The sequence below is a fragment of the Paracoccus methylovorus genome (assembly GCF_016919705.1).
In the GTDB taxonomy this organism is placed as follows: domain Bacteria; phylum Pseudomonadota; class Alphaproteobacteria; order Rhodobacterales; family Rhodobacteraceae; genus Paracoccus; species Paracoccus methylovorus.
Genome location: NZ_CP070368.1, coordinates 440,988 through 465,338 on the forward strand (window position 1 = coordinate 440,988; position 24,351 = coordinate 465,338).

At 64.1% G+C, this 24,351-nt stretch carries 26 protein-coding genes; 13 read left to right on the forward strand and 13 right to left on the reverse strand.

Going from position 1 to position 24,351, the window contains the following annotated elements; translation table 11 throughout:
- Positions 1–32 precede the first annotated feature (32 nt).
- Positions 33–254 carry a hypothetical protein gene (locus JWJ88_RS02180; protein ID WP_205294486.1) on the reverse strand — a complete coding sequence of 74 codons (222 nt, stop codon included), beginning with the start codon at positions 252–254 and terminating at the stop codon, positions 33–35.
- 395 nt (positions 255–649) lie between these two features.
- Between JWJ88_RS02180 and JWJ88_RS02185 the strand changes: the two genes are divergently transcribed.
- The 4 genes from JWJ88_RS02185 to JWJ88_RS02200 all read left to right on the forward strand — a co-directional run bounded on the left by JWJ88_RS02185 (position 650) and on the right by JWJ88_RS02200 (position 4,134).
- Positions 650–1,942 (forward strand): adenylosuccinate synthase, encoded by a 1,293-nt coding sequence (locus JWJ88_RS02185; protein WP_205294487.1) that lies wholly within the window; start codon positions 650–652, stop codon positions 1,940–1,942.
- Between the two features lies 1 nt (position 1,943).
- Positions 1,944–2,156: a DUF2842 domain-containing protein gene (locus JWJ88_RS02190; protein ID WP_205294488.1), complete on the forward strand. Its 213-nt coding sequence runs from the start codon at positions 1,944–1,946 to the stop codon at positions 2,154–2,156.
- Positions 2,153–2,797 (forward strand): thiamine diphosphokinase, encoded by a 645-nt coding sequence (locus JWJ88_RS02195; protein WP_205294489.1) that lies wholly within the window; start codon positions 2,153–2,155, stop codon positions 2,795–2,797. The genes JWJ88_RS02190 and JWJ88_RS02195 overlap by 4 nt, the downstream gene beginning before the upstream one ends.
- A 167-nt stretch (positions 2,798–2,964) precedes the next feature.
- Positions 2,965–4,134 (forward strand): M20 aminoacylase family protein, encoded by a 1,170-nt coding sequence (locus JWJ88_RS02200; RefSeq protein WP_205294490.1) that lies wholly within the window; start codon positions 2,965–2,967, stop codon positions 4,132–4,134.
- Between the two features lie 83 nt (positions 4,135–4,217).
- On the opposite strand, the gene lpdA is transcribed toward JWJ88_RS02200, so the two are convergent.
- From lpdA to queA, 4 genes are read right to left on the reverse strand one after another with little or no spacing between them, the layout of a single operon-like run.
- A complete protein-coding gene (gene lpdA, locus JWJ88_RS02205; RefSeq protein WP_205294491.1) occupies positions 4,218–5,609 on the reverse strand; it encodes a dihydrolipoyl dehydrogenase in 1,392 nt (463 codons plus the stop codon).
- Between the two features lie 45 nt (positions 5,610–5,654).
- A complete protein-coding gene (locus tag JWJ88_RS02210) occupies positions 5,655–6,236 on the reverse strand; it encodes a DUF924 family protein (RefSeq protein WP_205294492.1) in 582 nt (193 codons plus the stop codon).
- 57 nt (positions 6,237–6,293) lie between these two features.
- A complete protein-coding gene (locus JWJ88_RS02215; RefSeq protein ID WP_205294493.1) occupies positions 6,294–7,538 on the reverse strand; it encodes an MFS transporter in 1,245 nt (414 codons plus the stop codon).
- On the reverse strand, positions 7,538–8,593 hold the full coding sequence (gene queA / locus JWJ88_RS02220) for a tRNA preQ1(34) S-adenosylmethionine ribosyltransferase-isomerase QueA (protein WP_205294494.1): 1,056 nt from the start codon (positions 8,591–8,593) through the stop codon (positions 7,538–7,540). Before queA ends, JWJ88_RS02215 begins: the two co-directional genes overlap by 1 nt.
- A gap of 121 nt (positions 8,594–8,714) precedes the next feature.
- Here queA and JWJ88_RS02225 point away from each other — a divergent pair, with 121 nt between their 5' ends.
- Positions 8,715–9,005 carry a (2Fe-2S)-binding protein gene (locus JWJ88_RS02225; protein ID WP_205294495.1) on the forward strand — a complete coding sequence of 97 codons (291 nt, stop codon included), beginning with the start codon at positions 8,715–8,717 and terminating at the stop codon, positions 9,003–9,005.
- Positions 8,953–9,438 carry a bacterioferritin gene (gene bfr / locus JWJ88_RS02230; protein WP_205294496.1) on the forward strand — a complete coding sequence of 162 codons (486 nt, stop codon included), beginning with the start codon at positions 8,953–8,955 and terminating at the stop codon, positions 9,436–9,438. The genes JWJ88_RS02225 and bfr overlap by 53 nt, the downstream gene beginning before the upstream one ends.
- Positions 9,439–9,493: 55 nt before the next feature.
- Here bfr and JWJ88_RS02235 read toward each other — a convergent pair whose 3' ends face one another.
- Entirely contained in the window at positions 9,494–10,168 is a 675-nt protein-coding gene (locus JWJ88_RS02235) for an HAD-IA family hydrolase (RefSeq protein ID WP_205294497.1), read from the reverse strand.
- Between the two features lie 103 nt (positions 10,169–10,271).
- Here JWJ88_RS02235 and glmU point away from each other — a divergent pair, with 103 nt between their 5' ends.
- Both glmU and glmS read left to right on the forward strand, forming a co-directional pair.
- Positions 10,272–11,612, forward strand: a complete 1,341-nt coding sequence (gene glmU / locus JWJ88_RS02240; protein ID WP_205294498.1) for a bifunctional UDP-N-acetylglucosamine diphosphorylase/glucosamine-1-phosphate N-acetyltransferase GlmU — start codon at positions 10,272–10,274, stop codon at positions 11,610–11,612.
- Between the two features lie 2 nt (positions 11,613–11,614).
- Positions 11,615–13,432, forward strand: coding sequence for a glutamine--fructose-6-phosphate transaminase (isomerizing) (gene glmS / locus JWJ88_RS02245; RefSeq protein WP_205294499.1), 1,818 nt, complete (start codon positions 11,615–11,617; stop codon positions 13,430–13,432).
- A 10-nt stretch (positions 13,433–13,442) separates the two neighbouring features.
- On the opposite strand, the gene JWJ88_RS02250 is transcribed toward glmS, so the two are convergent.
- Positions 13,443–14,426 (reverse strand): P1 family peptidase, encoded by a 984-nt coding sequence (locus JWJ88_RS02250; RefSeq protein ID WP_205294500.1) that lies wholly within the window; start codon positions 14,424–14,426, stop codon positions 13,443–13,445.
- A gap of 152 nt (positions 14,427–14,578) precedes the next feature.
- On the opposite strand from JWJ88_RS02250, the gene msrA reads away from it, so the two are divergent.
- Positions 14,579–15,163, forward strand: a complete 585-nt coding sequence (gene msrA, locus JWJ88_RS02255) for a peptide-methionine (S)-S-oxide reductase MsrA (RefSeq protein ID WP_205294501.1) — start codon at positions 14,579–14,581, stop codon at positions 15,161–15,163.
- A complete protein-coding gene (locus tag JWJ88_RS02260) occupies positions 15,164–16,033 on the forward strand; it encodes a 50S ribosomal protein L11 methyltransferase (RefSeq protein WP_205294502.1) in 870 nt (289 codons plus the stop codon).
- 117 nt (positions 16,034–16,150) lie between these two features.
- Here the strand turns inward: JWJ88_RS02260 and JWJ88_RS02265 are convergent, their stop codons facing one another.
- Positions 16,151–16,345 (reverse strand): DUF1127 domain-containing protein, encoded by a 195-nt coding sequence (locus JWJ88_RS02265; RefSeq protein WP_205294503.1) that lies wholly within the window; start codon positions 16,343–16,345, stop codon positions 16,151–16,153.
- Positions 16,346–16,584: 239 nt separating this feature from the next.
- Positions 16,585–17,304 carry a 16S rRNA (uracil(1498)-N(3))-methyltransferase gene (locus JWJ88_RS02270; RefSeq protein ID WP_205294504.1) on the reverse strand — a complete coding sequence of 240 codons (720 nt, stop codon included), beginning with the start codon at positions 17,302–17,304 and terminating at the stop codon, positions 16,585–16,587.
- A gap of 16 nt (positions 17,305–17,320) precedes the next feature.
- Between JWJ88_RS02270 and ubiA the strand changes: the two genes are divergently transcribed.
- The 3 genes from ubiA (at position 17,321) to JWJ88_RS02285 (ending at position 20,985) form a co-directional block, all read left to right on the forward strand.
- On the forward strand, positions 17,321–18,277 hold the full coding sequence (ubiA, locus tag JWJ88_RS02275) for a 4-hydroxybenzoate octaprenyltransferase (RefSeq protein ID WP_205294505.1): 957 nt from the start codon (positions 17,321–17,323) through the stop codon (positions 18,275–18,277).
- A 62-nt stretch (positions 18,278–18,339) separates the two neighbouring features.
- Entirely contained in the window at positions 18,340–20,622 is a 2,283-nt protein-coding gene (locus JWJ88_RS02280) for an OmpA family protein (protein ID WP_240200175.1), read from the forward strand.
- A 30-nt stretch (positions 20,623–20,652) separates the two neighbouring features.
- Entirely contained in the window at positions 20,653–20,985 is a 333-nt protein-coding gene (locus tag JWJ88_RS02285) for a cation:proton antiporter (RefSeq protein ID WP_205294507.1), read from the forward strand.
- A 174-nt stretch (positions 20,986–21,159) separates the two neighbouring features.
- Here JWJ88_RS02285 and JWJ88_RS02290 read toward each other — a convergent pair whose 3' ends face one another.
- From JWJ88_RS02290 to JWJ88_RS02305, 4 genes are all read right to left on the reverse strand, one after another.
- Complete coding sequence (locus JWJ88_RS02290; RefSeq protein ID WP_205294508.1) at positions 21,160–22,344, reverse strand: amino acid aminotransferase; 1,185 nt, start codon at positions 22,342–22,344, stop codon at positions 21,160–21,162.
- Positions 22,344–23,204 carry a 3-mercaptopyruvate sulfurtransferase gene (sseA, locus tag JWJ88_RS02295; protein WP_205294509.1) on the reverse strand — a complete coding sequence of 287 codons (861 nt, stop codon included), beginning with the start codon at positions 23,202–23,204 and terminating at the stop codon, positions 22,344–22,346. The genes JWJ88_RS02290 and sseA overlap by 1 nt, the downstream gene beginning before the upstream one ends.
- Before the next feature lie 65 nt (positions 23,205–23,269).
- On the reverse strand, positions 23,270–23,740 hold the full coding sequence (gene smpB / locus JWJ88_RS02300) for an SsrA-binding protein SmpB (protein WP_205294510.1): 471 nt from the start codon (positions 23,738–23,740) through the stop codon (positions 23,270–23,272).
- Between the two features lie 48 nt (positions 23,741–23,788).
- Complete coding sequence (locus tag JWJ88_RS02305; protein WP_205294511.1) at positions 23,789–24,259, reverse strand: low molecular weight protein-tyrosine-phosphatase; 471 nt, start codon at positions 24,257–24,259, stop codon at positions 23,789–23,791.
- Positions 24,260–24,351 lie beyond the last annotated feature (92 nt).

Here is a 24,351-nt window from a genome sequence, read left to right on the forward strand (position 1 = left end):
TCAGGGGGCGCATTTCTTGCGCCCCTGGGCGGTCAGAACCAGATTCGGTCGCTAAAGACGTAATGCACAATCCGGTCGCGGGTCAGGCCCATCCGGGCCAGTTCGGCGTCGGACTTTGCCTCCAGCGCCTCAATTTCGGCGCGGCGCGACTGTTTCGCGATATAAGCCTCGGTTCCGCGCGAAAGCCACTTGCGAAAGCCGTCGAACAGTGCGGGCAGGCGGGGCGAGAGGATATTGGTTGAAATGTTAGCCACTGGAAACCCTTTCGGTGTTGGCGAATGGTTCCCTCCCTTCATGGCAATATAGGTCATTTTGCCCGTAAAGCCATGGCTCCTTTTGCAATGCTGCATTGCGGCGACCACCCAAGTCATTTTTTAAAAAGAAAAATCCGGGGAAAGGCCGCCGACCCCAGTTTCGACATGCGTCCCATTGGGACCACGGCCATATTCTGCAGTCGCATCCCGCAAGCGACAACAACTCAGGCCCTGTGGTTTCTGCATGATGCAGAACTGCCTCGGGGGTCAATTTCCGCCTTGTCCGGAAGCGCGTCCACCCTGCCCAATTTGTCCGCAGGACGGAATGCGCTTTCCCCCAAGGGCTTCGGCCATTATACGGTTGGCGGCATTTATGATCGCAAGAGGGATCCAACATGGCCAATGTGGTGGTCGTCGGCGCGCAATGGGGCGACGAAGGCAAGGGCAAGATCGTTGACTGGCTGTCGGAACGCGCCGATGTGATCGCGCGCTTTCAGGGCGGCCATAATGCCGGCCACACGCTGGTCATCGGCAATCAGGTGTTCAAGCTGTCGCTCCTGCCCTCGGGCATCGTGCGCAAGGGCAAGATGGCGGTTATCGGCAACGGTGTGGTGCTGGACCCTTGGGCGCTGTTTTCGGAAATCGACAAGCTTGCCGCACAAGGGGTCGAGATCTCGCCCGAAAATCTGATGATTGCGGAAAATACCCCGCTGATCCTGCCACTGCATCAGGACCTCGACCAATTGCGCGAAGAGGCGGCCGGCGCTTCCAAGATCGGCACGACCGGCCGCGGCATCGGCCCGGCCTATGAGGACAAGGTCGGCCGCCGCAGTATCCGGGTCGCGGATCTTGGTGATGCGGAAACGCTGGACTCGCGCCTCGACCGGCTGCTGGCGCATCACGACGCCTTGCGTCAGGGCTTGGGCGCCAAGTCCATTGATCGGGCGGAACTGCGTAAAAAGCTGTTGGATATTGCGCCGAAGCTGTTGCAATACGCCCAGCCGGTCTGGAAAAAGATGAACGATGCCCGCAAATCGGGCAAACGCATTCTGTTCGAGGGTGCGCAGGGCAGCCTGCTCGACATCGACTTCGGCACCTACCCCTATGTGACCTCATCGACCACCATGTCGGGCATGGCGGCGACGGGGACCGGGGTTGGCCCCTCGGCCATCGGTTTCGTGCTGGGCATCGTCAAAGCCTATACTACCCGCGTCGGCGAAGGCCCGTTCCCGACCGAACTGGACGACGCAGACGGCCAACGTCTGGGCGAACGCGGTCATGAATTCGGCACCGTCACCGGCCGCAAGCGCCGCTGCGGCTGGTTCGATGCGGTGCTGGTGCGCCAGACCTGCGCCATTTCCGGCATGAATGGCATCGCGCTGACCAAGCTGGACGTGCTGGATGGTTTCCAGACGCTGAAGATCTGCATCGGCTACGAGGTGGACGGTCAGCATTACGATCATCTGCCCACCGCCGCTGCACTGCAAACCCGGGTGAAGCCTGTCTATGAAGAGATGGAGGGCTGGCAGGAATCGACGCAAGGCGCGCGTAGTTGGGCTGACCTGCCTGCCAACGCGGTCAAATATGTCCGCCGCATCGAAGAGTTGATCCAGTGCCCCGTGGCCCTGCTCTCGACCAGCCCCGAGCGCGACGACACTATCCTTGTAACCGATCCCTTTGCAGACTGACATGGACCTGAAGTCGCGCAAACGCTGGTCGCTGGTGATCCTGCTGATCTGGTTGCCGATCTATATCGTGGTGGCGGTGACGCTGGTGAACTGGATGGACCGGACCTGGGGCCGGCAGCCAATCCTGATCGAGGTTGCGGTCTATGTGGGACTGGGCCTCCTCTGGGTGCTGCCGTTCCGCAAGATATTCACCGGAATCGGCAAGGGCGAATGAGCAGGCTTACCAGCGCTCGTCCGGTCACGCTGATCGGCGGTGCGCCGGTAAGCAAGGCTGATCTGGATCAGGCGCTGGCGCTGGCGCCGGTGGTGGTTGCCGCCGACAGTGGTGCTGACACGGCGCTAAGCTATGGATTGATGCCCGCTGCGGTCTGGGGCGACTTCGACAGCATCTCTGCCCGTGCCCGGGCCGGGATCGCGCCGGAAAACCAGCATCCCATCGCCGAACAGGACAGCACCGACTTCGAAAAATGCCTGTCCCATCTGGACGCACCCTTCGTAATCGGTCTGGGTTTTTCGGGCGCCCGTTACGACCATTTTCTGGCGGCACTCAGCGTGCTTGCCCGCCGCATCGGCCCGCCCTGCCTGCTGATCGCGGGCGAGGACGTGATCACGCTCGCCCCATCCCATATTTTTCTGAACCTTGCGCCAGGAACCCGGGTGTCGCTGTTCCCGATGGGGCCGGCAACCGGCCGTTCGACCGGGCTGAAATGGCCCATCGACGATCTTCGCTTTGCTCCTGCCAGCCGCAGTGGCACCTCGAACCAGGCCACGGGGCCGGTCACGCTGGAATGCGACGGCCCGATGCTTCTGATCCTGCCACGCGCGGAGCTCGCAATGCTCACCCGCGCCCTCTGACCACATTCACGGCCCGCCGAGTCTGGGTATTGCAAGCACTTCTTCGTTGTCCAAATACCCCAAGGACGGTGCCGCACAGCACCCCGGCCGGTATTCAGAGATGCCAGTCACGCGGTCTTGCGGCGCGGGCCGAAAGGCGTAACCTGCGGCCTGAAGGAGACCGTCACATGCCCGTCAAGAACCGCTTTGCCGAATTGCTTCCCGAAATCACTGCCTGGCGCCGCGACTTCCACCAAAATCCCGAGCTGGATTATCAGGTCCATCGCACCGCGGGTCGCGTGGCAGAGTTGTTGCGCGGCTTTGGCGTGGACGAGGTGGTCGAGGGCGTGGGCCGTACAGGCGTGGTCGGTGTCATCAAGGGCCGCAGCGATTCCGGGGGCAGGGTCATCGGTCTGCGGGCTGACATGGACGCCCTGCCGATCCATGAACGGACGGGCGCGGAATATGCCTCGGATACTCCGGGGATCATGCACGCCTGCGGGCATGACGGCCACACCGCCATGCTGCTGGGGGCTGCCAAATATCTGGCCGAAACCCGAAACTTTGACGGCACCGCCGTGGTGATATTTCAGCCTGCGGAAGAGGGCGGGGCGGGCGGTCTTGCCATGGTTCAGGATGGGCTTGTGGAACGCTGGGGCATCCAGGAATTCTACGGCATGCACAATATGCCCGGCTATCCCACGGGAAGCTTTGCGATCCGCGAAGGTGCGATGATGGCGGCTGCCGATCAGTTCGATATCGTGGTGACTGGCAAAGGGGGGCATGCCGCCAAACCGCATGAAGCGATCGACACCACGCTGGTCGCCGCGCAGATCATCGTTGCGCTGCAATCCATCGTCTCTCGCAATGTCGATCCATTGAAAAGCGGGGTCGTGTCGGTCTGTGTGATCCAGACCGATTCCACCGCGCATAACGTCATCCCCCAGGTGGTGAAGCTGAAGGGCACCGCACGCAGCCTTGCCCCCGAGGTCCGTGACCAGTTGGAGGAGGGGGTCACCCGCGTGGCGGTCAACGTCGCTGCGGCCTTTGGCGCCGTGGCAGAGGTAAGCTATGACCGCGGTTATCCTGTGACCATGAACCATCCCCAAGCTACGGTTTTCGCGGCAGAGGTCGCGCGGCAGGTGGCGGGCGACGTGAATATGGAGATGCAGCCGCTGATGGCGGGCGAGGATTTCAGCTACATGCTGAACAAACGTCCCGGGGCCTATATCTTTGTCGGCAATGGCGACACGGCCATGGTGCATCACCCGGCCTATGATTTCGACGACAATGCGATTCCGGCTGGGTCAAGCTGGTATGCCGGCATGATCGAGGCCCGGATGCCGATCCAGCCTTAAATGACTGGACCGGAGGCAGCTTGCCTCCGGCGGGGATATTTAAGCACGAAAGAAACAGGGGGCCTTTGGGGCCCCTTTGCCGTTCAGAAGTGGATGGCACGTCCGTAGGCAGAGAGCACGGATTCGTGCATCATTTCCGAAAGCGTGGGATGGGGGAAGACCGTTTCCATCAGTTCTGCTTCGGTGGTTTCCAGCGTGCGGCCGACGACATAGCCTTGGATCAGCTCGGTCACTTCGGCGCCGACCATATGGGCGCCAAGAAGTTCGCCGGTCTTGGCGTCGAAGACGGTCTTGACCAGCCCCTCGGGCTCGCCAAGCGCGATGGCCTTGCCATTGCCCAGGAAGGGGAAGCGGCCGACCTTGACCTCGTAACCTTCTGCCTTGGCCTTTTCTTCCGTCAGGCCGACTGAGGCGACCTGCGGATTGCAATAGGTGCAACCGGGAATCGAGTTCGGCTTGATGGGGTGCGGATGGCCGCCCGCGATCAGTTCAGCGACCATCACACCTTCGTGGCTGGCCTTATGCGCCAGCCAAGGCGCGCCGGCCACATCGCCGATGGCGTAGAGTCCCGCGGTGCCGGTGCGGCAATATTCGTCGGTGACGACATGGGTTCGGTCGATTTTCACCCCCAGCTTTTCGAGGCCAAGGTTTTCCACATTGCCGACGATGCCCACGGCCGAGATAACCGTGTCGAAATCATGCGTCTCGGTCTTGCCGCCCACCTCGATATGGGCGGTGACTTTCCCCTTGGCACGGTCAAGTTTTTTGACCGCAGCCTTTTCCATGATCTTCATGCCCTGCTTAACGAATTGCTTTTTCGCCAGCCCCGAGATCTCGACATCCTCGACCGGCAGGACACGGTCCATCACCTCGACCACGGTGGTATCGGCGCCCAGCGTATTGAAGAAGCTGGCGAATTCGATGCCGATGGCGCCTGAGCCGATCACCAGCAACTTCTTGGGCATGCGCGGGGGTTGCAGGGCGTGTTTGTAGTTCCAGACCAGATCGCCATCGGGCTCCAGCCCGGGCAGTTCGCGGGCGCGGGCGCCGGTGGCGATCACGATGTTCTTTGCAGTGACTTCCTCGGCGCCCTTGTCGGTTTTGACGCTGATCTTGCCGGGGGCGGTCAGCGTCGCCTCGCCCATGATGACCGTGACCTTGTTCTTTTTCAGCAGGTGTCCGACGCCGCCGGCGAGTTGCTTCGCCACGCCGCGCGAACGCTGCACGACCGCGTTCAGATCATAGCCGATCTTGTCGGCGGATAGGCCGAATTCCTTGGCGCGGTGCATGAGGTGAAAGACCTCGGCCGAGCGCAAAAGCGCCTTGGTCGGGATGCAGCCCCAGTTGAGGCAGATGCCGCCAAGGTGCTCGCGCTCGATACAGGCCACCTTCAGCCCCAACTGCGCGCCGCGGATGGCGCAGACATAGCCGCCCGGGCCGGAACCGATCACCACCATGTCGAAGCTTTGCGCCATGGATTTCCCCCTGTCAAAAAATATAGTTCAGCGTTAAACCATTTCTTAGAAGTCAGCAAGCGACAGCTTGCCCGAGACCAGCGCGCCATAGCCGCCGCCCTCCATGATGCGGATTTCCGCCGGTGTGGGCACGCGTTTCAGCGCCGTGTTGCGCCACGGAAAGCGGCCGAATTTGGCGATCGTGTCGCGGTGCAACTCGGCATGGCGCAGGTTTTCGCCCGGCATGAACTCGGCAAACAGGCCAACCGCGCGGTCCTGATCGGCCGGATCCTCGGAATGTTCGAAGGGCAGATAGACGAATTGGCGGGCGGGCGGTTCGATGCGCAGGTGAAAGCCGTTGGCGATGGCCTCATGTGCAAGGGTGCGGGCCAGCGGGTCCGTGGCAAAGGCGCGCGCGTCCTCACGGAACATGTTGCGTGGAAACTGGTCGGTCAGGATCAATCCGGCCAGCGCGCCTTCGGGCGTCTGGGCCCAGCCGGGAACCATTTTGGTGGCGCGTTCCCAAGCAGGCAGGAAGCGGTCCCGGATGGTGTCGTCCAAGGCATCCGACCGGACATACCAGCCTTTCTCGCCGACCTCGTCCAGCCAGAAGCGGTTGATTTCCTCGGGTGTCGTGGTGTCGGTCATGGCTTTGCCCTCCGTTTTATCGGATGCTTGCAGAGCCAGCCCGTGATCGCAAGCCGTTCAGGCTGGTTTGTCGCCGTCATCGGAACTGGCGGTTTCCAGCGCCGCCTCGACCGCAACGGGTGTGGCCGAGGGCGCGATGACCGCGAAGCTTTGGTCCAGCATCGGCGTCGGACGGCGGGTGCGCCGCCAGCCGGCATAGAAGGTCAGCATCGCCAGCAGCAGACCGATATAGATCCAGAATCCGTCGGGGCCCAGCAGCGACATCAGCCAGCCGGTAATCAGCGGCCCTGCCATGGCGCCGACTCCGTTGATGAACAAAAGCCCAGCGGAGGCGGCGGCCATGTCGCTTTGATCGAGGAAGTCGTTGGTATAGGCCAGCAGCAGCGAATAGACCGGATTGGCCACGCCGCCGATCAGCGCCGCCGCCAGCAACAGCCCCCAGATGCCGGGTTGCAGGGTCACAGTCGCCAAGGTGACGGCAGCACCAAGCGCCGACAACCCCAGCACGATAAAGCGCCGGTCGCGATGGTCCGACAGCCAGCCGATCGGATATTGCAAAAGCAGCCCGCCGGCATAGATCGCGGCGACGAAGGCCGAGATCTCGCGCACCGAAAGCCCGGCGGTCGAGCCCCATACCGAGGCCATGCCGAAAAGTGCCGAAAACACCCCGCCCATCAGAAAAATACCGATGCAACCCAGCGGCGAGACACGGAACAGGTCGCCGAAGCTCATGCGTTTCAGGGTCGAGAACTGTGGGGCGGGCTGGGTCGAAAGCAGGATCGGCAGGAACGAGATGCTGACCAGCACCGAGGGGATGACGAAAAGCAGGTATCCGGCCGGGTCGGCCGTATTCATCAGGATTTGCGCCGAGATGATGCCCAGCATCTGCATGATCATATAGGCCGACATGGCCTGGCCGCGGGTTTCGTTGGTCGTCCCTGCGTTCAGCCAACTTTCGGCGGTGATATAGACCCCCGAGAAGCAAAAGCCGATCAGCAGCCGCAGGGCCGACCACGCGATCCAATGTGGAGCTGCCGCATAAAGGATCAGCACCGACGAGATCAGCGAGGCGAGCGCGGCAAAGACCCGGACGTGGCCGACCTTGCGGATCAGTTCGGGCACTACGCGCGAACCCAACAGGAAGCCGCCGAAATAGGCGGACATCACCACCGACATCTGGGTGGTCGAAATATGCTCGATATTGCCGCGGATGCCCAGAAGCGTGCCCTGCATCCCGTTCCCGACCATCAACAGCAAAATGCCCAACAGCAATGGCCAGGTGGAACGCAGCACGGTCAGCATTACGGATCCTTTGGAATCAGCAGGGAGGCGTCGCCATAACTGAAGAAGCGATAGCCCGATTCCACCGCATGGCGATAGATGCTGCGGATACGGTCCTGTCCCATCAGGGCGCTGACCAGCATCAGCAGCGTTGATTTGGGCAGATGGAAATTGGTCATCAGCGCATCGGTCACGCGAAAGCGATAGCCGGGATAGATGAAGATTTCAGTCACACCGCAAAACGGCTGGACCGTGCCGTCCCCGGCGGCGGCCGATTCGATCAGCCGCAGCGCCGTTGTCCCGACCGGGATCACCCGCCCGCCCGAGGCTCGGGTGGCGTTGATGGCCTCGGCCGCCTCGGGCGTGACCTCGCCCCATTCGCCGTGCATCTTGTGGGTGGTCACGTCCTCGACCTTGACGGGCAGGAAGGTGCCCGCGCCGACATGCAGGGTGACATGGGTGAAACGCACACCTTTTGCGGCCAGCCGATCCAGCAGGTCGCTGTCGAAATGCAGGCTGGCGGTCGGCGCGGCGACGGCGCCCGAGCGGCGGGCCCAGACGGTCTGGTAATCCTCGCGGTCGGCGTCATCCGGGGCGCGCAAGGCGGCGATATAGGGCGGCAGCGGCATGGCGCCCACCTGTGCCAGCGCGGCATCGAAAGCCGCGCCCGTGGCGTCGAAGCGCAGCGACAGTTCGCCCCCTGCGATCTCGGCGACCTCGGCGGACAGCGTATCGCCAAAGCGGATCACTTCGCCCGGCTTCAGCTTGCGCAAAGGCTTGGCCAGCGCCCTCCAGCCCAAGGGCGTGGGTTCCAGCAACGTGACCTCGACCTTTGCCACCACCTCTCCCTGTGGGGTCTGGCGCGCGCGGGTGCCGTTAAGCCGCGCCGGAATGACCTTGGTGTCGTTCAGCACCAGCAGATCGCCCGGCCCCAGCAGGTCGGTCAGGTCACGCACATGCAGGTCGCGAATCGAATCGCCCTGCGCCAACAGCAGCCGCGCCGAAGAACGCGGCCGGGCGGGGCGGGTCGCGATCAGCGTTTCGGGCAGGTGAAAATCGAAATCGTCCAGCTTCATGGGCTTAGCTTCTGTCCGGGTGACCCGAGGGCGTCAAGACGGGCTTCATCACAAAGTGAAAAACTCAGGCTTTACTTATCCGAGGAATTGAGTAAGTTTTTGCGTAACCGAAGGTGAGTATATGATCGTTTGCCACTGCACCCAGATTTCGGATCATGAGATCAAAGCCGCTGTCGACTGGATGCGTGCCTCTGACCCCGAGACGATCATCACCCCCGGCAAGATCTACCACGCACTCGGCAAGCGCGCCGATTGCGGGGGGTGTATGCCTTTGTTTCTGGACACCATGCGCGGATGCGATAATCTGGCTGTGCCCCCGATCTTGCGGGGGTTGAGAGCCAACCGCACAGGGGTAAGCCATGAAGGGCGACGCAAAGGTCATCGAGTATCTCAACGCAGCGCTACGGTCTGAACTCACCGCGGTCAGCCAGTATTGGTTGCATTATCGCCTGCAAGAGGACTGGGGTTACGGCAAGATCGCCGACAAGTCCCGCGCGGAATCCATCGAGGAAATGAATCACGCGGATCGACTGATCCAGCGAATCATTTTTCTGGAAGGTCATCCGAACCTGCAAAAGCTTGACCCGCTGCGGATCGGCCAGAACCTCAAGGAAACGCTGGAATCCGATCTGGCTGCCGAACACGACGCCCGCACGTTGTATATCGAGGCGCGGGAATATTGCGACAAGGTCGGCGACTATGTCAGCAAGAACCTGTTCGATGCGCTGCTGACCGATGAAGAGGGGCATATCGACTTTCTCGAAACCCAGCTTGGGCTTTACGAGGAAATCGGTGCGCAGAACTATGGCCAGCTCAACGCCAAATCCGCCGACGAGGCCGAATAGGTCCGCAAACATATCCACGTATCGGGGGCCTTTGCGGGCCCCCTTTTGTTTTGGCTCAGGCCAGCCAGTCCAAGGCCAGCGCGGGCAGGTCGTCGAAATGCGCCAGCATCGCCTCGGGGGCCAGACGGCTCAGCCCCTCGCCCTCGGGACCAAAGGCGACCAGCGCCACCTTTACCCCGGCGGCTGCGGCTGTCTTGCGGTCGGTTTCGGTATCTCCCACCAGAAAGGATCGCGCCACGCTGCCGCCCGCCGCCTCGACCGCCGCGGCATAGGGGCGGGGGTCGGGCTTGCGCACCGGCAGCGTGTCGGCGCCGATCATCGCGGCGAAACAATCGCGGATGCCCAGTTCGCGCAGCAGGGTTTCCGCCAGCGCAGCGGGTTTGTTGGTGCAGACCGCAAGGCGATGGCCGGCCGATGCCAGCCGCTCCAACGCAGTCTCGGCACCGGGATAAAGCCGGGTATGGACGGCGATGGCACTGCCGTAGTGATCCAGCAGGCGCGGATAATCCTCGTCCTCGGCACCGGGTGGCAGCAGCCTGTCGCCGGGCATGCGGCCATAACCCGCCTGCAGCATGGCCCTCCCGCCGTGAAAGGCGATCAGCGCATCTTCGACCGGGTCCAGCAACGCGCCAAGGCCGCGCGCCTGAAAGCAGGCGTTGGCTGCCGCAATCAGATCGCCCGAGGTGTCGGCCAGTGTCCCATCCAGATCAAAGACCACCGTTCCCGCCATGCTGTAACCTTCCGTCAAGATGTTTGATCTGTCGGGGCCTTCCCCGACTGCCGCCCTCTAGGTAGAACGCCGGGCAAGGATAAGGAACAGGCAAGAGGCAGACATGACCCACAAACCCGTCGCGCTGATCGTTCTTGCTGCCGGGCAGGGCAGCCGGATGCAGTCGGATCTGCCAAAGGTGCTGCACCGGTTGGGCGGAGTGCCGCTTGTCGCCCATGCCCTTGCCGCCGGCCGCACGCTGGAGCCCGAGGCGGTCGTCGTCGTCGCCGGTCATGGTGCCGAGGCGGTGGGCAAGGCGGTCGCAAAACTCGACCCCGAGGCGCAGCTTGCCTTGCAGGAACAGCAGCTTGGCACCGGCCATGCCGTAAGTCAGGCGATGCCACTGCTGGAAGGGTTCGAGGGCCGGGTGATCGTTCTTTACGGCGACACCCCCTTTATCGGCGAAGAAACCCTGGCCCGTCTTGCTTCGCATCCCGCCGATGTCGTCGTGCTGGGCTTCGAGGCTGCCGATCCGGGCCGCTATGGCCGGCTGGTCACCGGCCCCGAGGGGTTGGAGCGGATCGTCGAATACAAAGACGCCGATGAGGCCACCCGCGCCATCCGGCTGGTCAACTCCGGCGTTCTGGCGGCGGATGCGGCGCTGTTGCGCGAATTCCTGCCCCGGATCGGCAACCAGAATGCGGCTGGCGAATATTACCTGACCGATCTGCCGGCACTTGCCCGTGCATCGGGCCACCGGGTCGAGGTGGTGACCTGCGATGAGGCCGAGACGCTGGGCATCAACACCCGCACCGAACTTGCCCAAGCCGAGGCTGTTTTTCAGGCCAGCGCCCGCGCGCAGGCGCTGGAGGACGGCGTGACGATGACCGATCCGGCTACGGTCTGGTTCGCCTTGGACACTTGTGTCGGCCGCGACGCGATCATCGGCCAGAACGTGGTTTTCGGCCCCGGCGTGACGGTGGAAAGCGGGGCCGAGATCCTGCCCTTCTGCCATCTGGAAGGCTGCCATGTCAGCGCGGGCGCCACGGTCGGCCCCTTTGCGCGGCTTCGGCCCGGGGCGGAACTGGGCGGCGATGTGCATATAGGCAACTTCGTCGAGATCAAGAACTCGGTGCTGGATGAGGGGGTCAAGGTCGGCCACCTGACCTATCTGGGCGATGCCCATATCGGCGAGGCGACGAATATCGGTGCCGGCACCATCACCTGCAATTATGACGGCGTATCCAAGCACCGGACCGAGATCGGGGCGAACGCCTTTATCGGCTCGAATACCATGCTGGTGGCGCCGGTGCGTGTGGGCGCGCGGACGCTGACCGGCTCGGGCTCGGTCATCACTCAGGACGTGCCGGACGATGCGCTGGCCTTGGGGCGGGGACGGCAAGTCAATAAGCCCGGCCTTGCTACGCGGCTGATGCAGGCGCTGCGCCAGAAAAAGGAAAACTGACCATGTGCGGCATCATCGGAATTCTGGGTGGGCACGAAGTCTCTCCGCAACTGGTCGAGGCGCTGAAGCGGCTGGAATATCGCGGCTATGACAGCGCAGGGGTGGCGACGGTGGATGGTTCGGGGCGTCTGGACCGCCGCCGCGCCGTGGGCAAGCTGGTGAACCTGTCGGATCGGCTGGTGCATGAACCGCTGACTGGCCACGCTGGCATCGGCCACACCCGCTGGGCCACCCATGGCGCCGCGACCGAGGCCAACGCCCACCCCCATCGCCGTGGGCCTGTCGCCGTGGTCCATAACGGCATCATCGAGAATTTTCGCGAATTGCGCGATGAGGTGGTCGCGCTGGGCATGCAGCCGGAATCGCAGACCGATACCGAAACCGTGGCGCTGCTGACCGCTTGGCACATGGGGCAGGGCATGGACCCGGTTGCGGCGGCGCGCGCGACGCTGAGGCGGCTGCATGGCGCATTCGCGCTGGCCTTTTTGTTCGAGGGCGAGCCCGACCTGATGATCGGCGCGCGTAAGGGCAGCCCGCTGGCGGTCGGTCATGGCGAAAGCGAAATGTTCCTTGGCTCGGACGCCATCGCGCTGGCGCCCTTTACCGACCGGATCACCTATCTTGATGACGGCGATCATGTCGTCATCCGCCGTGCAGGCGCCCAGATCTTCGACGCCGATGGCCGCCCCGCCAATCGCGAGATCCAGCAGATCGACGTGGGGGCGACGCAGATCGACAAGGCCGGCTATCGCCACTTCATGGCCAAGGAAATCGCCGAGCAGCCGGTGGTGTTGGGCGATGCGCTGAATCATTACATCAAGGGCGACCGGATCATTTTGCCCGAGGCGCTGGATTTCCGCGACGTCGACCGGCTGACGCTGGTGGGCTGCGGCACGGCCTTTTATGCCGCGCATGTGGCGCGCTATTGGTTCGAGACGCTGGCCGGCCTGCCCTGCGATCTGGATGTGGCATCCGAATTCCGCTATCGCGAGCCGCCGCTGTCCCCGAAAAGTTGGGCGATCTTTGTCAGCCAGTCGGGCGAAACCGCCGACACGCTGGCGGCGCTGCATTACGCCCGTAACAAGGTGGCCCAGACCGTAGGGGTTGTGAACGTGGGCACCTCGGCCATTGCGCGCGACGCCGACATCGCCCTGCCCACGCTGGCGGGGATCGAGGTGGGCGTGGCCTCCTCGAAAGCCTTTACCTGCCAGCTTGCGGTGCTGGCGGTGCTGGCGCTCAAGGCGGCGCGGGATCGCGGCCGGCTGTCGGAGGCAGAGTTGGCGGCGCATCTGGCCGATCTGCGGTCTTTGCCGGGTCTGCTGAACCAGGCGCTTGCGGTCAGCGACGAATGCCGTCGCCTTGCCGGCTGGCTGTCAGAGGCGCAGGACGTGCTGTATCTGGGCCGCGGGGCGCTTTACCCGGTGGCGCTGGAGGGTGCGCTGAAGCTCAAGGAGCTCAGCTATATCCATGCCGAGGGCTATGCTTCGGGCGAGCTGAAACATGGTCCCATCGCGCTGATCGACCGCAATGTGCCGGTCGTGGTGCTGGCGCCGCGCGACGGGCTGTTCGAAAAGACCGTCTCGAACATGCAAGAGGTGATGGCGCGGCATGGTCAGGTGCTGCTGATCTCGGATGCCGAGGGGCTGGAAAGCGGCGGCCATGGGGCGCGTGCCAAGCTGGCCATGCCTTCTGGCGGCGGGACATTCCAGCCGATCCTTTATGCCGTGCCGATGCAATATCTGGCCTATCACACGGCTGTGGCGAAAGGCACGGATGTCGACCAGCCGCGCAATCTGGCGAAATCGGTGACGGTGGAATAGGGCCTGCGCCCTATCCGTCGCGCCAGCAAGGTTGCAGATCGCCCGGGCGCGGGCTTGCCGCATGGACGCCGCGCGCGATGGCGCGGGCCAGTGTGCAGGCGGCAGCGTGGCCCAGTAGAAACGGGTTCAGCGCCGGGTCGGGCAGGGGTATTGCGCCGGTTGAAACGGCAAAGACCAGATCGCCGTCGAAAGGCGTGTGACTGGGCACGATGGCGCGCGCCATGCCGTCCTGCGCCGCGGTGGCCAGCCGGGTCAGCCCGGCCTTGTCCAATGCCGCGTCGGTGGCGACGATGGCGATGGTCGTCGCCTCGCCCAGCCGTTTCGCCGGTGTCGGTTCATGGCTGGCAGGGTAGGGGCCGGACAGGCCAAGCCCGCCGAATTCGCCCCCAAGCTCCCACGGGGCGGCCCAGAACTGCCGCGAATCGCCCGCCGTGACCGATCCCAGCGCGTTTACCACCACCAGTGCGCCGATGGTGATGCCGCATTCCAGCACCGTCGAGGCCGAGCCCAGTCCGCCCTTCCACCGATGCGTCATCGCGCCCGTGCCTGCACCCTGACTGCCCAAGGGGAAATCGAGGCTTGCCGCCGCCAACGCTGCGCGGCCCAGGCTGGGGTAGGGGTTGGTTCTCCACCCCTTGTCGCCGCCGTTCAGCAGGTCAAAGACGATGGCGCCGGGGACGATCGGCACGCGCACCGGGCCGACCTGAAAGCCCCGGCCCATGTCCCGCAAGCCATCCGCCACGCCGTCGCATGCGGCCAGCCCAAAGGCCGAGCCGCCCGAAAGTACCAGCGCATCGACGCCCTGCACCAACTTGTCGGGGGCCAGCAGGTCGGTTTCCCGCGTGCCGGGCGCGCCGCCCATGATGCTGACGCCGCAGGTAAAGGGTGCATGGCCCAGCAGCACGGTGCTGCCTGACCGCAGCGCGTCGTCGTGGGCGTTGCCGACGCTCAGGCCGGAAACATCGGTAATCAGGTTTCGCGGTCCGGGGTGCATGGGGGCCTCTTGCAGGTCGGTCGGCCCCTACTCTGGCAGATGCGCCCGGCCCGCTGCAAGCCGGGGACCTGAACCCACATGCCTATTCCAGCGTTGCGCGACCGGGGCGTCGCCCCTACCTAATGCGACAGGATATGCGAAAGGACGCGACCATGAGTGCCCCTATTCACAGGATATTTGGCCGGCCGCTGGATGCCGAAATGCCCAAGGGATACGATCAGGCGATTTTCGGCATGGGCTGCTATTGGGGTGTCGAGCGGCTGTTCTGGCAGCAGGATGGCGTCTGGCTGACCGAAGTGGGCTTTGCCGGCGGTGATACCGAAAATCCCAGCTACAAGCAGGTTTGCGCCGGAACCACCGGCCACGCCGAGGTGGTGCGGGTGGTCTATGACAGCTCGCGCGTCAGCTATGAGCGGTTGTTGCAGATTTTCTGGGAAAACCATGACCCCACGCAGGGCAACCGACAGGGTAACGATGTCGGCTCGCAATACCGCTCGCTCATCATGTATTTCAACGACAGCCAGAAGGTGGCGGCGGAACTCAGCAAGGCCGATTACGGAAACCGGCTGGCGGTGGATGGCTATCCCCGCATCACCACCCAGATCATCCCGCCCGGTCCCTTTTGGCGGGCCGAGGATGACCATCAGCAATATCTCGACCGCTATCCGAATGGCTATTGCGGCTTGCGCGGCACGGGTGTCAAAGCGCCCTTGACCGATATAGCCGAGGGACATTGAATGGCGACCTGGACCGCGCTGACCCACACCAAAGGCCGCGAGGCGGCCGAGGCGCTTGCCGAGGCGGGCGAGGAGCTGACGCCCGAACCCGTCGGCAGCGGCGTTTTTGAGATCGAGGACGGCTCGGACCGTTGGGAGGTGGGGCTGTATTTCACCGAAAGCCCCGACGACGTGGGGTTGGCGCTGTTGGCCGCCGCCTGGGGGGCTGAGCCCTTTGTGGTGTCGGAACTGCCCGAGGTGGACTGGGTGGCCCATGTCAAGCGCGAGCTTTCACCGGTCGAGGCGGGGCGATTTTTTGTCCATGGCGGTCATGATGCCGAAAAGGTGCCCGATGGCGCTGAAGCACTGCTGATCGAGGCGGCGATGGCCTTTGGCACCGGCCATCATGCAACGACCAAGGGTTGCCTTCTGGCGCTGGATCGCCTGATCGCAGATGGCGCGTCCCCGCAGCGCATCGTCGATATAGGCTGCGGCACGGCGGTTCTGGCCATGGCTGCGGCCCGGGTCTTTCCGGTGATCGTGCTGGCGGGCGACATCGATCCGCAGGCGGTGGACGTGGCGCGCGCCAATGTCATCGCCAACGGGCTGGACGGGCGTGTCGAATGCGTCGAGGCGGTGGGCTTCGATCATCCACTGATCGAAAACGCCGCACCTTTCGACCTGATCTTTGCCAATATCCTGAAACAGCCGCTGATCGATCTGGTGCCGGACATGGCGCGCTATCTTGCGCCGGGCGGCAGGGCGATCTTGTCGGGCATCCTGACGACCCAGGCCGACGACGTGATCGCCGCATATGCGGCCGGCGGCCTGCGGCTGGAACAGCGCGACGATCTGGGCGAATGGTCCACCCTTGTCGTCCAGCGCAACTGACCGCTGAAAATACTAAAGGCGGCCTTGCGGGGCCGCCTGTTCGCTATGCCCTGATGGGGCAAAAAGAAGGACCGTCTCGGCGCTTTGTGCAGCCGGTTTCTCGTCCTTGGCCGCCGCTTAGCGTGCGTGGGCAATCCGCTCGATATCACCGCGGCACAGGCCGATATCGTCCAGCTCGCGATCCGAAAGACGGCTCAGCGCGTTCCGCGTCACGCGCGCATCGTTCCAAGCAGACAGGCCCGCCCAGATTTTCGAGCCAATACCGAAAGAGCCCGCCCCGCTATGGATGCGGTTCGTGTCAATCGCCGACATAGTTTTTCACCTTGAGATCATTGCCCATTCATCGGGCGCTTCGTTGATGCATCAGCATATAGGCCGGGCAGTTTGCTAAAACCACGCACAAAGGGGCATCTCTGCCATGCAGCTTGTGCATAAGAGGCCGGATTTATTTACTTTTTGCGACAATTGGGCAAAAGCGATGCTGCGCCGCAACATTCTTCTGCCAAGATCGGACTTTTTGGGGAAAGATTGCGCTTTTCAGACCGGTTGGTTCAGCGCCAATCGCCCAAGGATGCCTGCCACAGTGCCAGTGACGCAACGGCAGCAGTGTCCGCCCGCAGAATTCGCGGTCCCAGAGAGATGCGGGTGACGCATTCCATGGTGCAAAGGCGCCGGCGCTCTGATTCTGACCAGCCGCCTTCGGGTCCGATGAGAATCGCCCAAGCGCCATGCGGCAGCCCCGAAAGCACCTGCGCCGGGCCGGCCAGCGCCTCATCTGCCCAAAGAATCCGCCTTTCCATGTCCCAGCCGTCCAGCAGCCGGGCAAGCGGCACCAGATCACAGACCTCGGGAACAAAGGTGCCGCCGCATTGCTCGGCGGCCTCGACGGCATGGGCTTGCAGGCGGTCCTGCCGGATGCGCTCCGAGTTGGTGTGATCGGTCTGCACCGGCAGGATGCGGGCCGCGCCCAGTTCGGCGGCCTTCTCGACGATGAAATCGGTTCGCGTCTTTTTGATCGGTGCGAAGATCAGCCACAGGTCCGGCGGGTCAAGCTGTGGCGCGGTCTGATGCAGCGCGACCATTTCGCCGTTACGCTTTGCCAGTCGCTCGATGCGCGCCAGCCATTCGCCGTCGCGGCCGTTGAATACTGAAATCTCGGCCCCCGGGGCCTGCCGCATCACCGATGAAAGGTAATGCGCCTGATCGGCATTCAGCTCGACGGCTTGTCCCTCGGCCAGCGGGTGATCTATGAACAGTCTGATTTTCGCCATGATGAGGCGCAGCCTAATGCAGACCGACTGTCCGACGCCAGAGGGCCCAAGCACCGTAGCCGACGCGCCTCCCGATAATTGGGTGGACCGCTACGCTCCGCCAGATTGGAGACCGTGGCTGCGCCTGTCGCGTGCCGACCGGCCGATCGGGACGTGGCTGTTGCTGCTGCCCTGCTGGTGGGGCATCGGTCTGGCGATGATTGCCGGCCAGCCCAGTTGGCGCGACCTGTGGATCGCCGTGGCCTGTGGCGTCGGCGCGGTGCTGATGCGCGGCGCGGGTTGCACCTGGAACGACATCACCGATCGCGACATCGACGACAAGGTGGCGCGTACCCGCTCGCGTCCCATTCCCTCCGGGCAGGTGACGGTCAAGGGGGCGGTGATCTGGCTGGCGGCGCAGTCGCTTGCGGGGTTTGCGATCCTGCTGACACTCGGCGGGGCGGCCATTGCCCTGGGCGTGGCGTCGCTGGCGCTGGTGGCTGTCTATCCCTTTGCCAAGCGTTTCACATGGTGGCCGCAGATGTTTCTGGGCCTTGCCTTCAACTGGGGGGTGCTGCTGGCTTGGGCCGCGCATACCGGAAATCTGGCGCCCGCACCGGTGCTGGCCTATCTGGCGGGGATCTGCTGGACGATCTTTTACGATACCATCTATGCCCATCAGGATGCCGAGGATGATGCGCTGATCGGCGTGAAATCCACCGCGCGGCTGTTCGGAACGGATACGCCGCGCTGGCTATCGGTCTTTGGTACGGCTTCGGTGCTGCTATTGGCGCTGGCGGTGCTGGCGGCGGGACCGGCGGGCTTTGGCCTGTTGCTGGGCTTGTTGGGCGTCGTGGGTTTTGCCGCGCATCTGGCGTGGCAGTTGTGGAAATTCGACATGACCGACAACGCGGGTTGCCTGCGGCTATTCCGCTCGAATCGGGATGCCGGGCTGCTGGTTGCGCTGTTTCTTGCTTTGGCGGGGCTGGTCTGATTGCGAAAAGCCGGCGCAGGGTTTACATGCGGCGGGTCGGAAACAGCCCGAAGGTCCACCGGATGGCCAGTCCCCAGCAATCCGCACGACGCCCCGCGCGTCGAAGCCCTGTCATTGTCACCAGCATGATCGCCATCGTGGCGGCGGCTGGGCTGTCATTTTTGGGCGCGCGCGCGGCCGCGGATTTCATCGAGGCCAACGCGGCCCAGGATCTGCGCGCGGCATTGGCGGATTACGATTGGGTGCAGGTCACGACCGACGGCTTGCAGGTGCAGCTTGAGGGTATCGCCCCCGACGAGGTGCAGAGGTTCCGCGCCCGTGCACGGGCCGAAACCGTGGTCGATGCGGGCCGGGTGATCGACAGGATGCAGGTTGCCGCCAGCGCCGAACTGGCCACTCCGGCCTTCGGGATCGAGCTATTGCGCAACGATCAAAGCATCTCGATCATCGGGCTGGTGCCATCGGATCTGGATCGCAATTCGATGGTCGAGCGGTTGAAACGCCAGACCGGCGCGGCCCAAGTCTCGGACCTGATGGAGAGCGCCGACTATCCGGTTCCTGACGGCTGGAAGGACGCATTTTCCTTTGGGCTGAGCGCAGCGCAACTGGCCAAGCGGGCCAAGGTCTCGATTTCGGCCGGAGAGGTTTCGATCCGCGCCATCACCGACAACCCGCGCGAAAAGCTGGAGCTGGAGAAGGCGCTGAATCGCGCCAAGCCGGCAGGTATCACGCTTACAGCGGATATCACCGCGCCGCGTCCGGTGATCGCGCCCTTTACCCTGCGCTTTGTCAAGGATGCGACCGGCGCCCGTTTCGATGCCTGCGCTGCCGATACCGAAACCGCCCGCGACCGCATTCTTGAGGCCGGTCAGGCGGCCGGGGTGCCGGCCGAGGCGCAATGCACGTTGGGCCTGGGCGCGCCGTCGCCGCGATGGGCCGACGCCGCCGTTCCCGCCATCCGCGCTGTCGAGGCACTAGGGGCGGGCTCTGTCACCATTTCGGACACCGATGTGGCGCTGTTCGCCCCGGCCGAGGTCGAAACGGCAATGTTCGACGACGCCGCGGGTCGGCTGGAGGCGCTGCTGCCCCCGGCATTCACCCTTGTCGCTCAGCACCAAAACGCCAGCGAAGCCGAGGCGGGACCGGCCGAGTTTTCCGCCGTGGTCGATCCGGGCGGCGTCAGCCTGCGCGGCCGCATCACCGATGAGCGCATGCGCGACGCGGTGGAAAGTCTTGCGCGCGCGCGCTTTGGCCAGGTCGACAGCACGCTGCGCAGCGATGCCTCGGTGCCCGAGGGCTGGACGCTGCGTGCCATTGCCGCGCTTGAGGCGCTGGACGGGCTGGAGCGGGGCGAGGCCAAAGTGACACGGGATCTGGTGCGGATCAGCGGCGTTTCGGGCAACCAGACCGCCTCGGATCTGGCGGCGGCGCGGCTGGCCCAGCGGCTGGGCGCGGGTGCGCGCTATGAACTGGCGATCCGTTACGACCGGCGCAAGGATCCGCTGCTTGGTCTGCCCTCGGGCATCGAATGCGTGGATCGGCTGAACGCGGTGATGCAGCAATCCGAGATTGGCTTTGAGCCCAACAAATCGGTTATCGCGGGCGATCCCGGGCCGACCTTGTCGGGTCTGGCCGAAACCATGGCACAGTGTTCGGAATTCCGCATCGAGATCGGCGGTCATACCGATTCTCAGGGCTCCGAAGGGTTCAATGCGGAACTGTCGCGCGCCCGGGCGCAGGCGGTGCTGGCGGCGATGACCGAGGCGGGGATCGATACCACGAACATGACCGCGAAAGGTTATGGCGAAAGCCAGCCCATCGCGGATAACGATACCGATGCCGGGCGCGAAGCGAATCGGCGTATCGAGTTCCTGCTGCTGGCGGACGATCCGGTCATGGTCGAGGCACCCGCCCCCGCCGAACTGGTCAAAGGCGTGACCGACAGTGCAGAGGTCGTGGCGGCGCGAACCCAGGCGGCTGCGCTGCATGCCGCGACCGCCGTCATCGGCCCTGCCTTGGGTGTGCCCACCGATCCCGAGGCCGCCATGTATGCTGCGACGGAACCCCTGCGCGTGCTGCTGTCCGGCATAGATCTGTCCCGCGTCGCAAGCCGCCCCGTGCAAGAGGCGGTGCTGCCAGAGTTGCCGGCGCTGCGGGCCGCGACCTTGCCTGTGGCGAGCCTGCTGCCCGAAGGGGCAGAGGTGGTCGGGCCGGTCGAGGCCGCCACCCGTCCGGCCGAGGCGGCGCTGGTCGGGGCGGCCATCAATGCGGCAACCATACCCGCGCGCGATGCACTGCACGTGAACCGCCCCTTGCCGCGTCCCGAATCGCCCTCGACGCCATGATCCGCAACCCCTTGCCCTGAAGCCGCCCGCATGAACCGAACCGAATTCATCATCGCAACTGCGATCATCCTGTTTGCCGCCTTTATGCTGGGGTGGTTCGCAAGCTGGCTGATCCACCGCCTGTCCCGCGTCAGCCGTGCCGATATGGGCGAGCTGGAAAGCATGGCCCAGCAGTTGCACGAGGCTGAGGAGGCCCGCGACCGCGCCGTGGACGAGTTGGAGTCGCGCGAAGCCGATCTGGTCGCCGGGCTGTCGACCGCCGAGGCGGAGTTGCGCGCCGCGCAGGGACAGTTGCGTGAAAGCCAGGCCGAGATCGAGGAATTGCGCGACTATATAGACCGCAAGCTGGGTCGGAGGGGCTGAGCAGCCGGGTCAGTGGACCGGGGCTCTGCCCCGGACCCCGGGGTATTTGGAACACGGAGAAAAGACGGGCGGGTTTTCAGGGCGCTTGCCATGGGCAGCGGCCGCAAAAAGCGCGAACCGCCGGGGATATAGGCCGGCGGTTGCTGATCTGGGGCTGGCGCTTGATCCGTGAGGTCAGACGCCGGCTTCGATAATGGCGCGGGCCAGGATCGGGATGGAGTTGTCGTTCAGCCCGGCGATGTTGATGCGCGAATCGCCCACCATATAGATGCCGAATTCTTCTTTGATCCGCGCCACCTGCTGAGGCGTGGCTCCAAGGCGCGAGAACATGCCGCGATGCGCCGCCACGAAGCCGAAACGATCCGAACCTGAAAGGTCGCGCAGCTCCCCCGCCAGCTGTTCGCGCAGTCGCAGCATGCCGCTGCGCACGGCCTCGAGCTCGGCCATCCAGTCGGCCCGCAATTCGGGCGTGGTCAGCACGGTCGCGACGATCTTGGCGCCATGGAAGGGCGGGAAAGAATAGGTCTGCCGGTTCAGGAAGGACATGGCGCCCTGGGCCAGATCCCTGGTCGCCGTATCGGCGCAAAGCGCCAGCAGGCAGCCGGTGCGTTCGCGATAGATGCCGAAGTTCTTGCTGCACGATGCCGCGATCAGCACCTCGGGGATGCGCGAGGCGATCAGGCGCGTTCCGGCCGCATCCTCTTCCAGCCCGTCGCCGAAGCCCTGATAGGCCAGGTCGATCAGCGGCAGTGCGCCGGTCTTCTCAAGGATCGTGGCGACCTCGGCCCATTGCTCGATGTTCAGGTTGGCGCCGGTCGGGTTGTGGCAACAGCCATGCAGCAGCACCACGTCGCCTTTTTTCGTGGCGGAGATATCGGCCTTCATGGCTTCGAAATCGACTCCGCGGGTCTCGGCGTCGAAATATCGATAGGTCTGCACCGGCAGGCCCATGAAGTTCATGATCGAGACATGGTTCGGCCAGGTCGGATCGCTGACGAAGACCCGGATGTCTGGATTGGCCATGCGTGCCAGTTCCAGCGCCTGGCGGATGGCGCCGGTGCCGCCGACCGTGGCCAGCGTGGCGGTGGTTTCGGGCTTGAGGCCCTCGCCCAGAATCAGTTCGCCCATGGCCTTTTGGAATTCCGGTTCACCGGACAGGCTGGCGTAGGTTTTGGTGGTCTCGGTTTCCAGCATCCGCTGTTCGGCGGCGCGGACCGCGCGCATGATCGGCGTATGGCCGGTGGCATCCTTGTAAACCCCCACGCCCAGGTCGATCTTGCCCTGGCGAGGATCGGCCTTGAACTCTCCCATCAGGGCCAGAATTTTGTCGGGGGCCTGCGGTTTCAGATTGCCCAGCATTACGCGTCTCCGGTTGCGATTTTAAGATCGGGGAAGCTGCCCCATTCGGTCCAGCTTCCGTCATAAAGCGAATGGTCCCGGTGCCCGATGCGTTCAAGCGCCAGAAACAGCGAGGCCGCCGTTATCCCCGAGCCGCAGGTGGTGATGGCCGGTTTCGTCAGGTCCACCCCGGCGGCTTCGAATTCGGCGCGCAGTTCGGGCACGGATTTCAGCGTGCCGTCGGTGTTGTAGAGCCTGCCAAAGGGCAGGTTCCTGGCACCGGGAATATGGCCCGCACGCAGGCCGGCGCGGGGCTCGGCCGCTTCGCCGCGAAAGCGTTCGGCCGAGCGGGCGTCGATGATTTCGTGATCGGCCAGCTTGCTGGCGGCGGCAACCTGGGTGACGTCGCGCACCAGTGCGGCTTGCCGCTGCACGGTGATGTGGCGGTCGCGCAGGATCGGGGGCATATCCTCGGTCTCGCGGCCCTCGGCCTGCCATTTGGCGAAACCGCCGTCCAGCATGGCCACGTCCTGCTTGCCCATCAGTTTGAAAGTCCACCAGACCCGCGCCGCCGAATGGACGGGCGAATTGTCGTAGACCACCACCTGATGGCCATCGCCGATGCCCATGGCGCGCATGCGGCTGATGAACATTTCGGGCTGGGGCGCCATATGCGGCAGTTCGCTGCGCTTGTCCGCGATCTCGTCTATGTCGAAAAAGCGTGCGCCGGGAATATGCGCGGCCATATATTCGGCCCGCGCGTCGCGGCCGGGTTCCAGAAACCACGTCGCATCAATGACGCGCAGGTCCGGGTCACTCAGATGGGTGGCCAGCCAGTCGGTTGAGACCAGCACTTTCGGATCGTCGGACTCGGTGGACATTGGCCTTCCCCCCGCACTCGCAGAAACGACACCGATGTAACCGCAGCCGCGCGGGGCTGCAATGCTTAACCCTGCTTCAGCAAACGTTGTTTCTGCCGGTTCCAGTCGCGTTTGGCTGCGGTTTCGCGCTTGTCGGAGACTTTCTTGCCCTTGGCCACGCCGATCTTCAGCTTAACCTTGCCGCGATGGTTGAAATACATCACCAAGGGCACCAGCGTCATGCCCTCGCGGCCGATGGCTTGCCATAGCCGGCTGAGTTCCTTTTTCGACACCAGCAGCTTACGGCGGCGGCGTTCCTCGTGGCCAAAGATGCCGGCCTGTTTGTAGGGGGCGATATAGGCGTTGATAAGCCACAACTCGCCCTGTTCGACCGAGGCATAGCTTTCGGCGATGTTGGATTGGCCGGTGCGCAGGCTTTTCACCTCGGACCCGGTCAGCATGATACCAACCTCCAGATCGCTTTCGATGAAGTAGTCGAAGCGGGCGCGGCGGTTCTCGGCGATGATCTTGTAATTCGGGTCGGATTTCGTGGCCATGATCGGGCAGAGATAGGGCGGGCGCGCCGGGCTGTAAAGGCCGGGTTGTCATTCCTGCCGGACGATCAGCCGCAGCAGGGCTTGTGCCCCCATGGTCACGTCGCACCAGGTGGCATCAAAGCCGGCGGCCTCGCCGAAGTATGGATCGGCGACCGATTGCCCCTCGCGCCCCGGCACATGATCCAGCAGCAGCGACAGCCGCGCGCTGCCGCCCGAGGGCGCAAGGCGACGCAGGTTCGCAAGATTTTCGTGATCCATCGCGATGATATGGTCGAAGTCGTGGAAATCCCCGGCCCGCACCTGCCGGGCGCGCAGGTCCGAGATGTCAATGCCGGCCCGCGCCGCAACCTCTTGCGCCCGAGGGTCCGGTGCATGGCCCACATGCCAATCGCCGGTCCCGGCCGAGTCGACCAGCAGTTGCGCCCCCGCAGCACTGGCGGCGGCGCGCAGCGCGGCCTCGGCCAAGGGTGAGCGGCAGATATTGCCCAGACAGACGAAAAGAACGGAAGGCTGCGGCATGACGACCTCGGATAACCCGCGCCATCTTGCCAGTTCAACGCAAGCTGGCCCAGACTGTTCGGGAAAGAAAAGCAAGATGGGAAGGTGGGGTG

What these genes read in the sequence shown, in the direction of transcription:
- JWJ88_RS02185 (WP_205294487.1), top strand. Translation starts at nt 650, where the DNA reads ATGGCCAATGTGGTGGTCGTCGGCGCGCAATGGGGCGACGAAGGCAAG.
- JWJ88_RS02190 (WP_205294488.1), top strand. Translation starts at nt 1,944, where the DNA reads ATGGACCTGAAGTCGCGCAAACGCTGGTCGCTGGTGATCCTGCTGATC.
- JWJ88_RS02195 (WP_205294489.1), top strand. Translation starts at nt 2,153, where the DNA reads ATGAGCAGGCTTACCAGCGCTCGTCCGGTCACGCTGATCGGCGGTGCG.
- JWJ88_RS02200 (WP_205294490.1), top strand. Translation starts at nt 2,965, where the DNA reads ATGCCCGTCAAGAACCGCTTTGCCGAATTGCTTCCCGAAATCACTGCC.
- lpdA (WP_205294491.1), bottom strand. Translation starts at nt 5,609, where the DNA reads ATGGCGCAAAGCTTCGACATGGTGGTGATCGGTTCCGGCCCGGGCGGC.
- JWJ88_RS02210 (WP_205294492.1), bottom strand. Translation starts at nt 6,236, where the DNA reads ATGACCGACACCACGACACCCGAGGAAATCAACCGCTTCTGGCTGGAC.
- JWJ88_RS02215 (WP_205294493.1), bottom strand. Translation starts at nt 7,538, where the DNA reads ATGCTGACCGTGCTGCGTTCCACCTGGCCATTGCTGTTGGGCATTTTG.
- queA (WP_205294494.1), bottom strand. Translation starts at nt 8,593, where the DNA reads ATGAAGCTGGACGATTTCGATTTTCACCTGCCCGAAACGCTGATCGCG.
- JWJ88_RS02225 (WP_205294495.1), top strand. Translation starts at nt 8,715, where the DNA reads ATGATCGTTTGCCACTGCACCCAGATTTCGGATCATGAGATCAAAGCC.
- bfr (WP_205294496.1), top strand. Translation starts at nt 8,953, where the DNA reads ATGAAGGGCGACGCAAAGGTCATCGAGTATCTCAACGCAGCGCTACGG.
- JWJ88_RS02235 (WP_205294497.1), bottom strand. Translation starts at nt 10,168, where the DNA reads ATGGCGGGAACGGTGGTCTTTGATCTGGATGGGACACTGGCCGACACC.
- glmU (WP_205294498.1), top strand. Translation starts at nt 10,272, where the DNA reads ATGACCCACAAACCCGTCGCGCTGATCGTTCTTGCTGCCGGGCAGGGC.
- glmS (WP_205294499.1), top strand. Translation starts at nt 11,615, where the DNA reads ATGTGCGGCATCATCGGAATTCTGGGTGGGCACGAAGTCTCTCCGCAA.
- JWJ88_RS02250 (WP_205294500.1), bottom strand. Translation starts at nt 14,426, where the DNA reads ATGCACCCCGGACCGCGAAACCTGATTACCGATGTTTCCGGCCTGAGC.
- msrA (WP_205294501.1), top strand. Translation starts at nt 14,579, where the DNA reads ATGAGTGCCCCTATTCACAGGATATTTGGCCGGCCGCTGGATGCCGAA.
- JWJ88_RS02260 (WP_205294502.1), top strand. Translation starts at nt 15,164, where the DNA reads ATGGCGACCTGGACCGCGCTGACCCACACCAAAGGCCGCGAGGCGGCC.
- JWJ88_RS02265 (WP_205294503.1), bottom strand. Translation starts at nt 16,345, where the DNA reads ATGTCGGCGATTGACACGAACCGCATCCATAGCGGGGCGGGCTCTTTC.
- JWJ88_RS02270 (WP_205294504.1), bottom strand. Translation starts at nt 17,304, where the DNA reads ATGGCGAAAATCAGACTGTTCATAGATCACCCGCTGGCCGAGGGACAA.
- ubiA (WP_205294505.1), top strand. Translation starts at nt 17,321, where the DNA reads ATGCAGACCGACTGTCCGACGCCAGAGGGCCCAAGCACCGTAGCCGAC.
- JWJ88_RS02280 (WP_240200175.1), top strand. Translation starts at nt 18,340, where the DNA reads ATGGCCAGTCCCCAGCAATCCGCACGACGCCCCGCGCGTCGAAGCCCT.
- JWJ88_RS02285 (WP_205294507.1), top strand. Translation starts at nt 20,653, where the DNA reads ATGAACCGAACCGAATTCATCATCGCAACTGCGATCATCCTGTTTGCC.
- JWJ88_RS02290 (WP_205294508.1), bottom strand. Translation starts at nt 22,344, where the DNA reads ATGCTGGGCAATCTGAAACCGCAGGCCCCCGACAAAATTCTGGCCCTG.
- sseA (WP_205294509.1), bottom strand. Translation starts at nt 23,204, where the DNA reads ATGTCCACCGAGTCCGACGATCCGAAAGTGCTGGTCTCAACCGACTGG.
- smpB (WP_205294510.1), bottom strand. Translation starts at nt 23,740, where the DNA reads ATGGCCACGAAATCCGACCCGAATTACAAGATCATCGCCGAGAACCGC.
- JWJ88_RS02305 (WP_205294511.1), bottom strand. Translation starts at nt 24,259, where the DNA reads ATGCCGCAGCCTTCCGTTCTTTTCGTCTGTCTGGGCAATATCTGCCGC.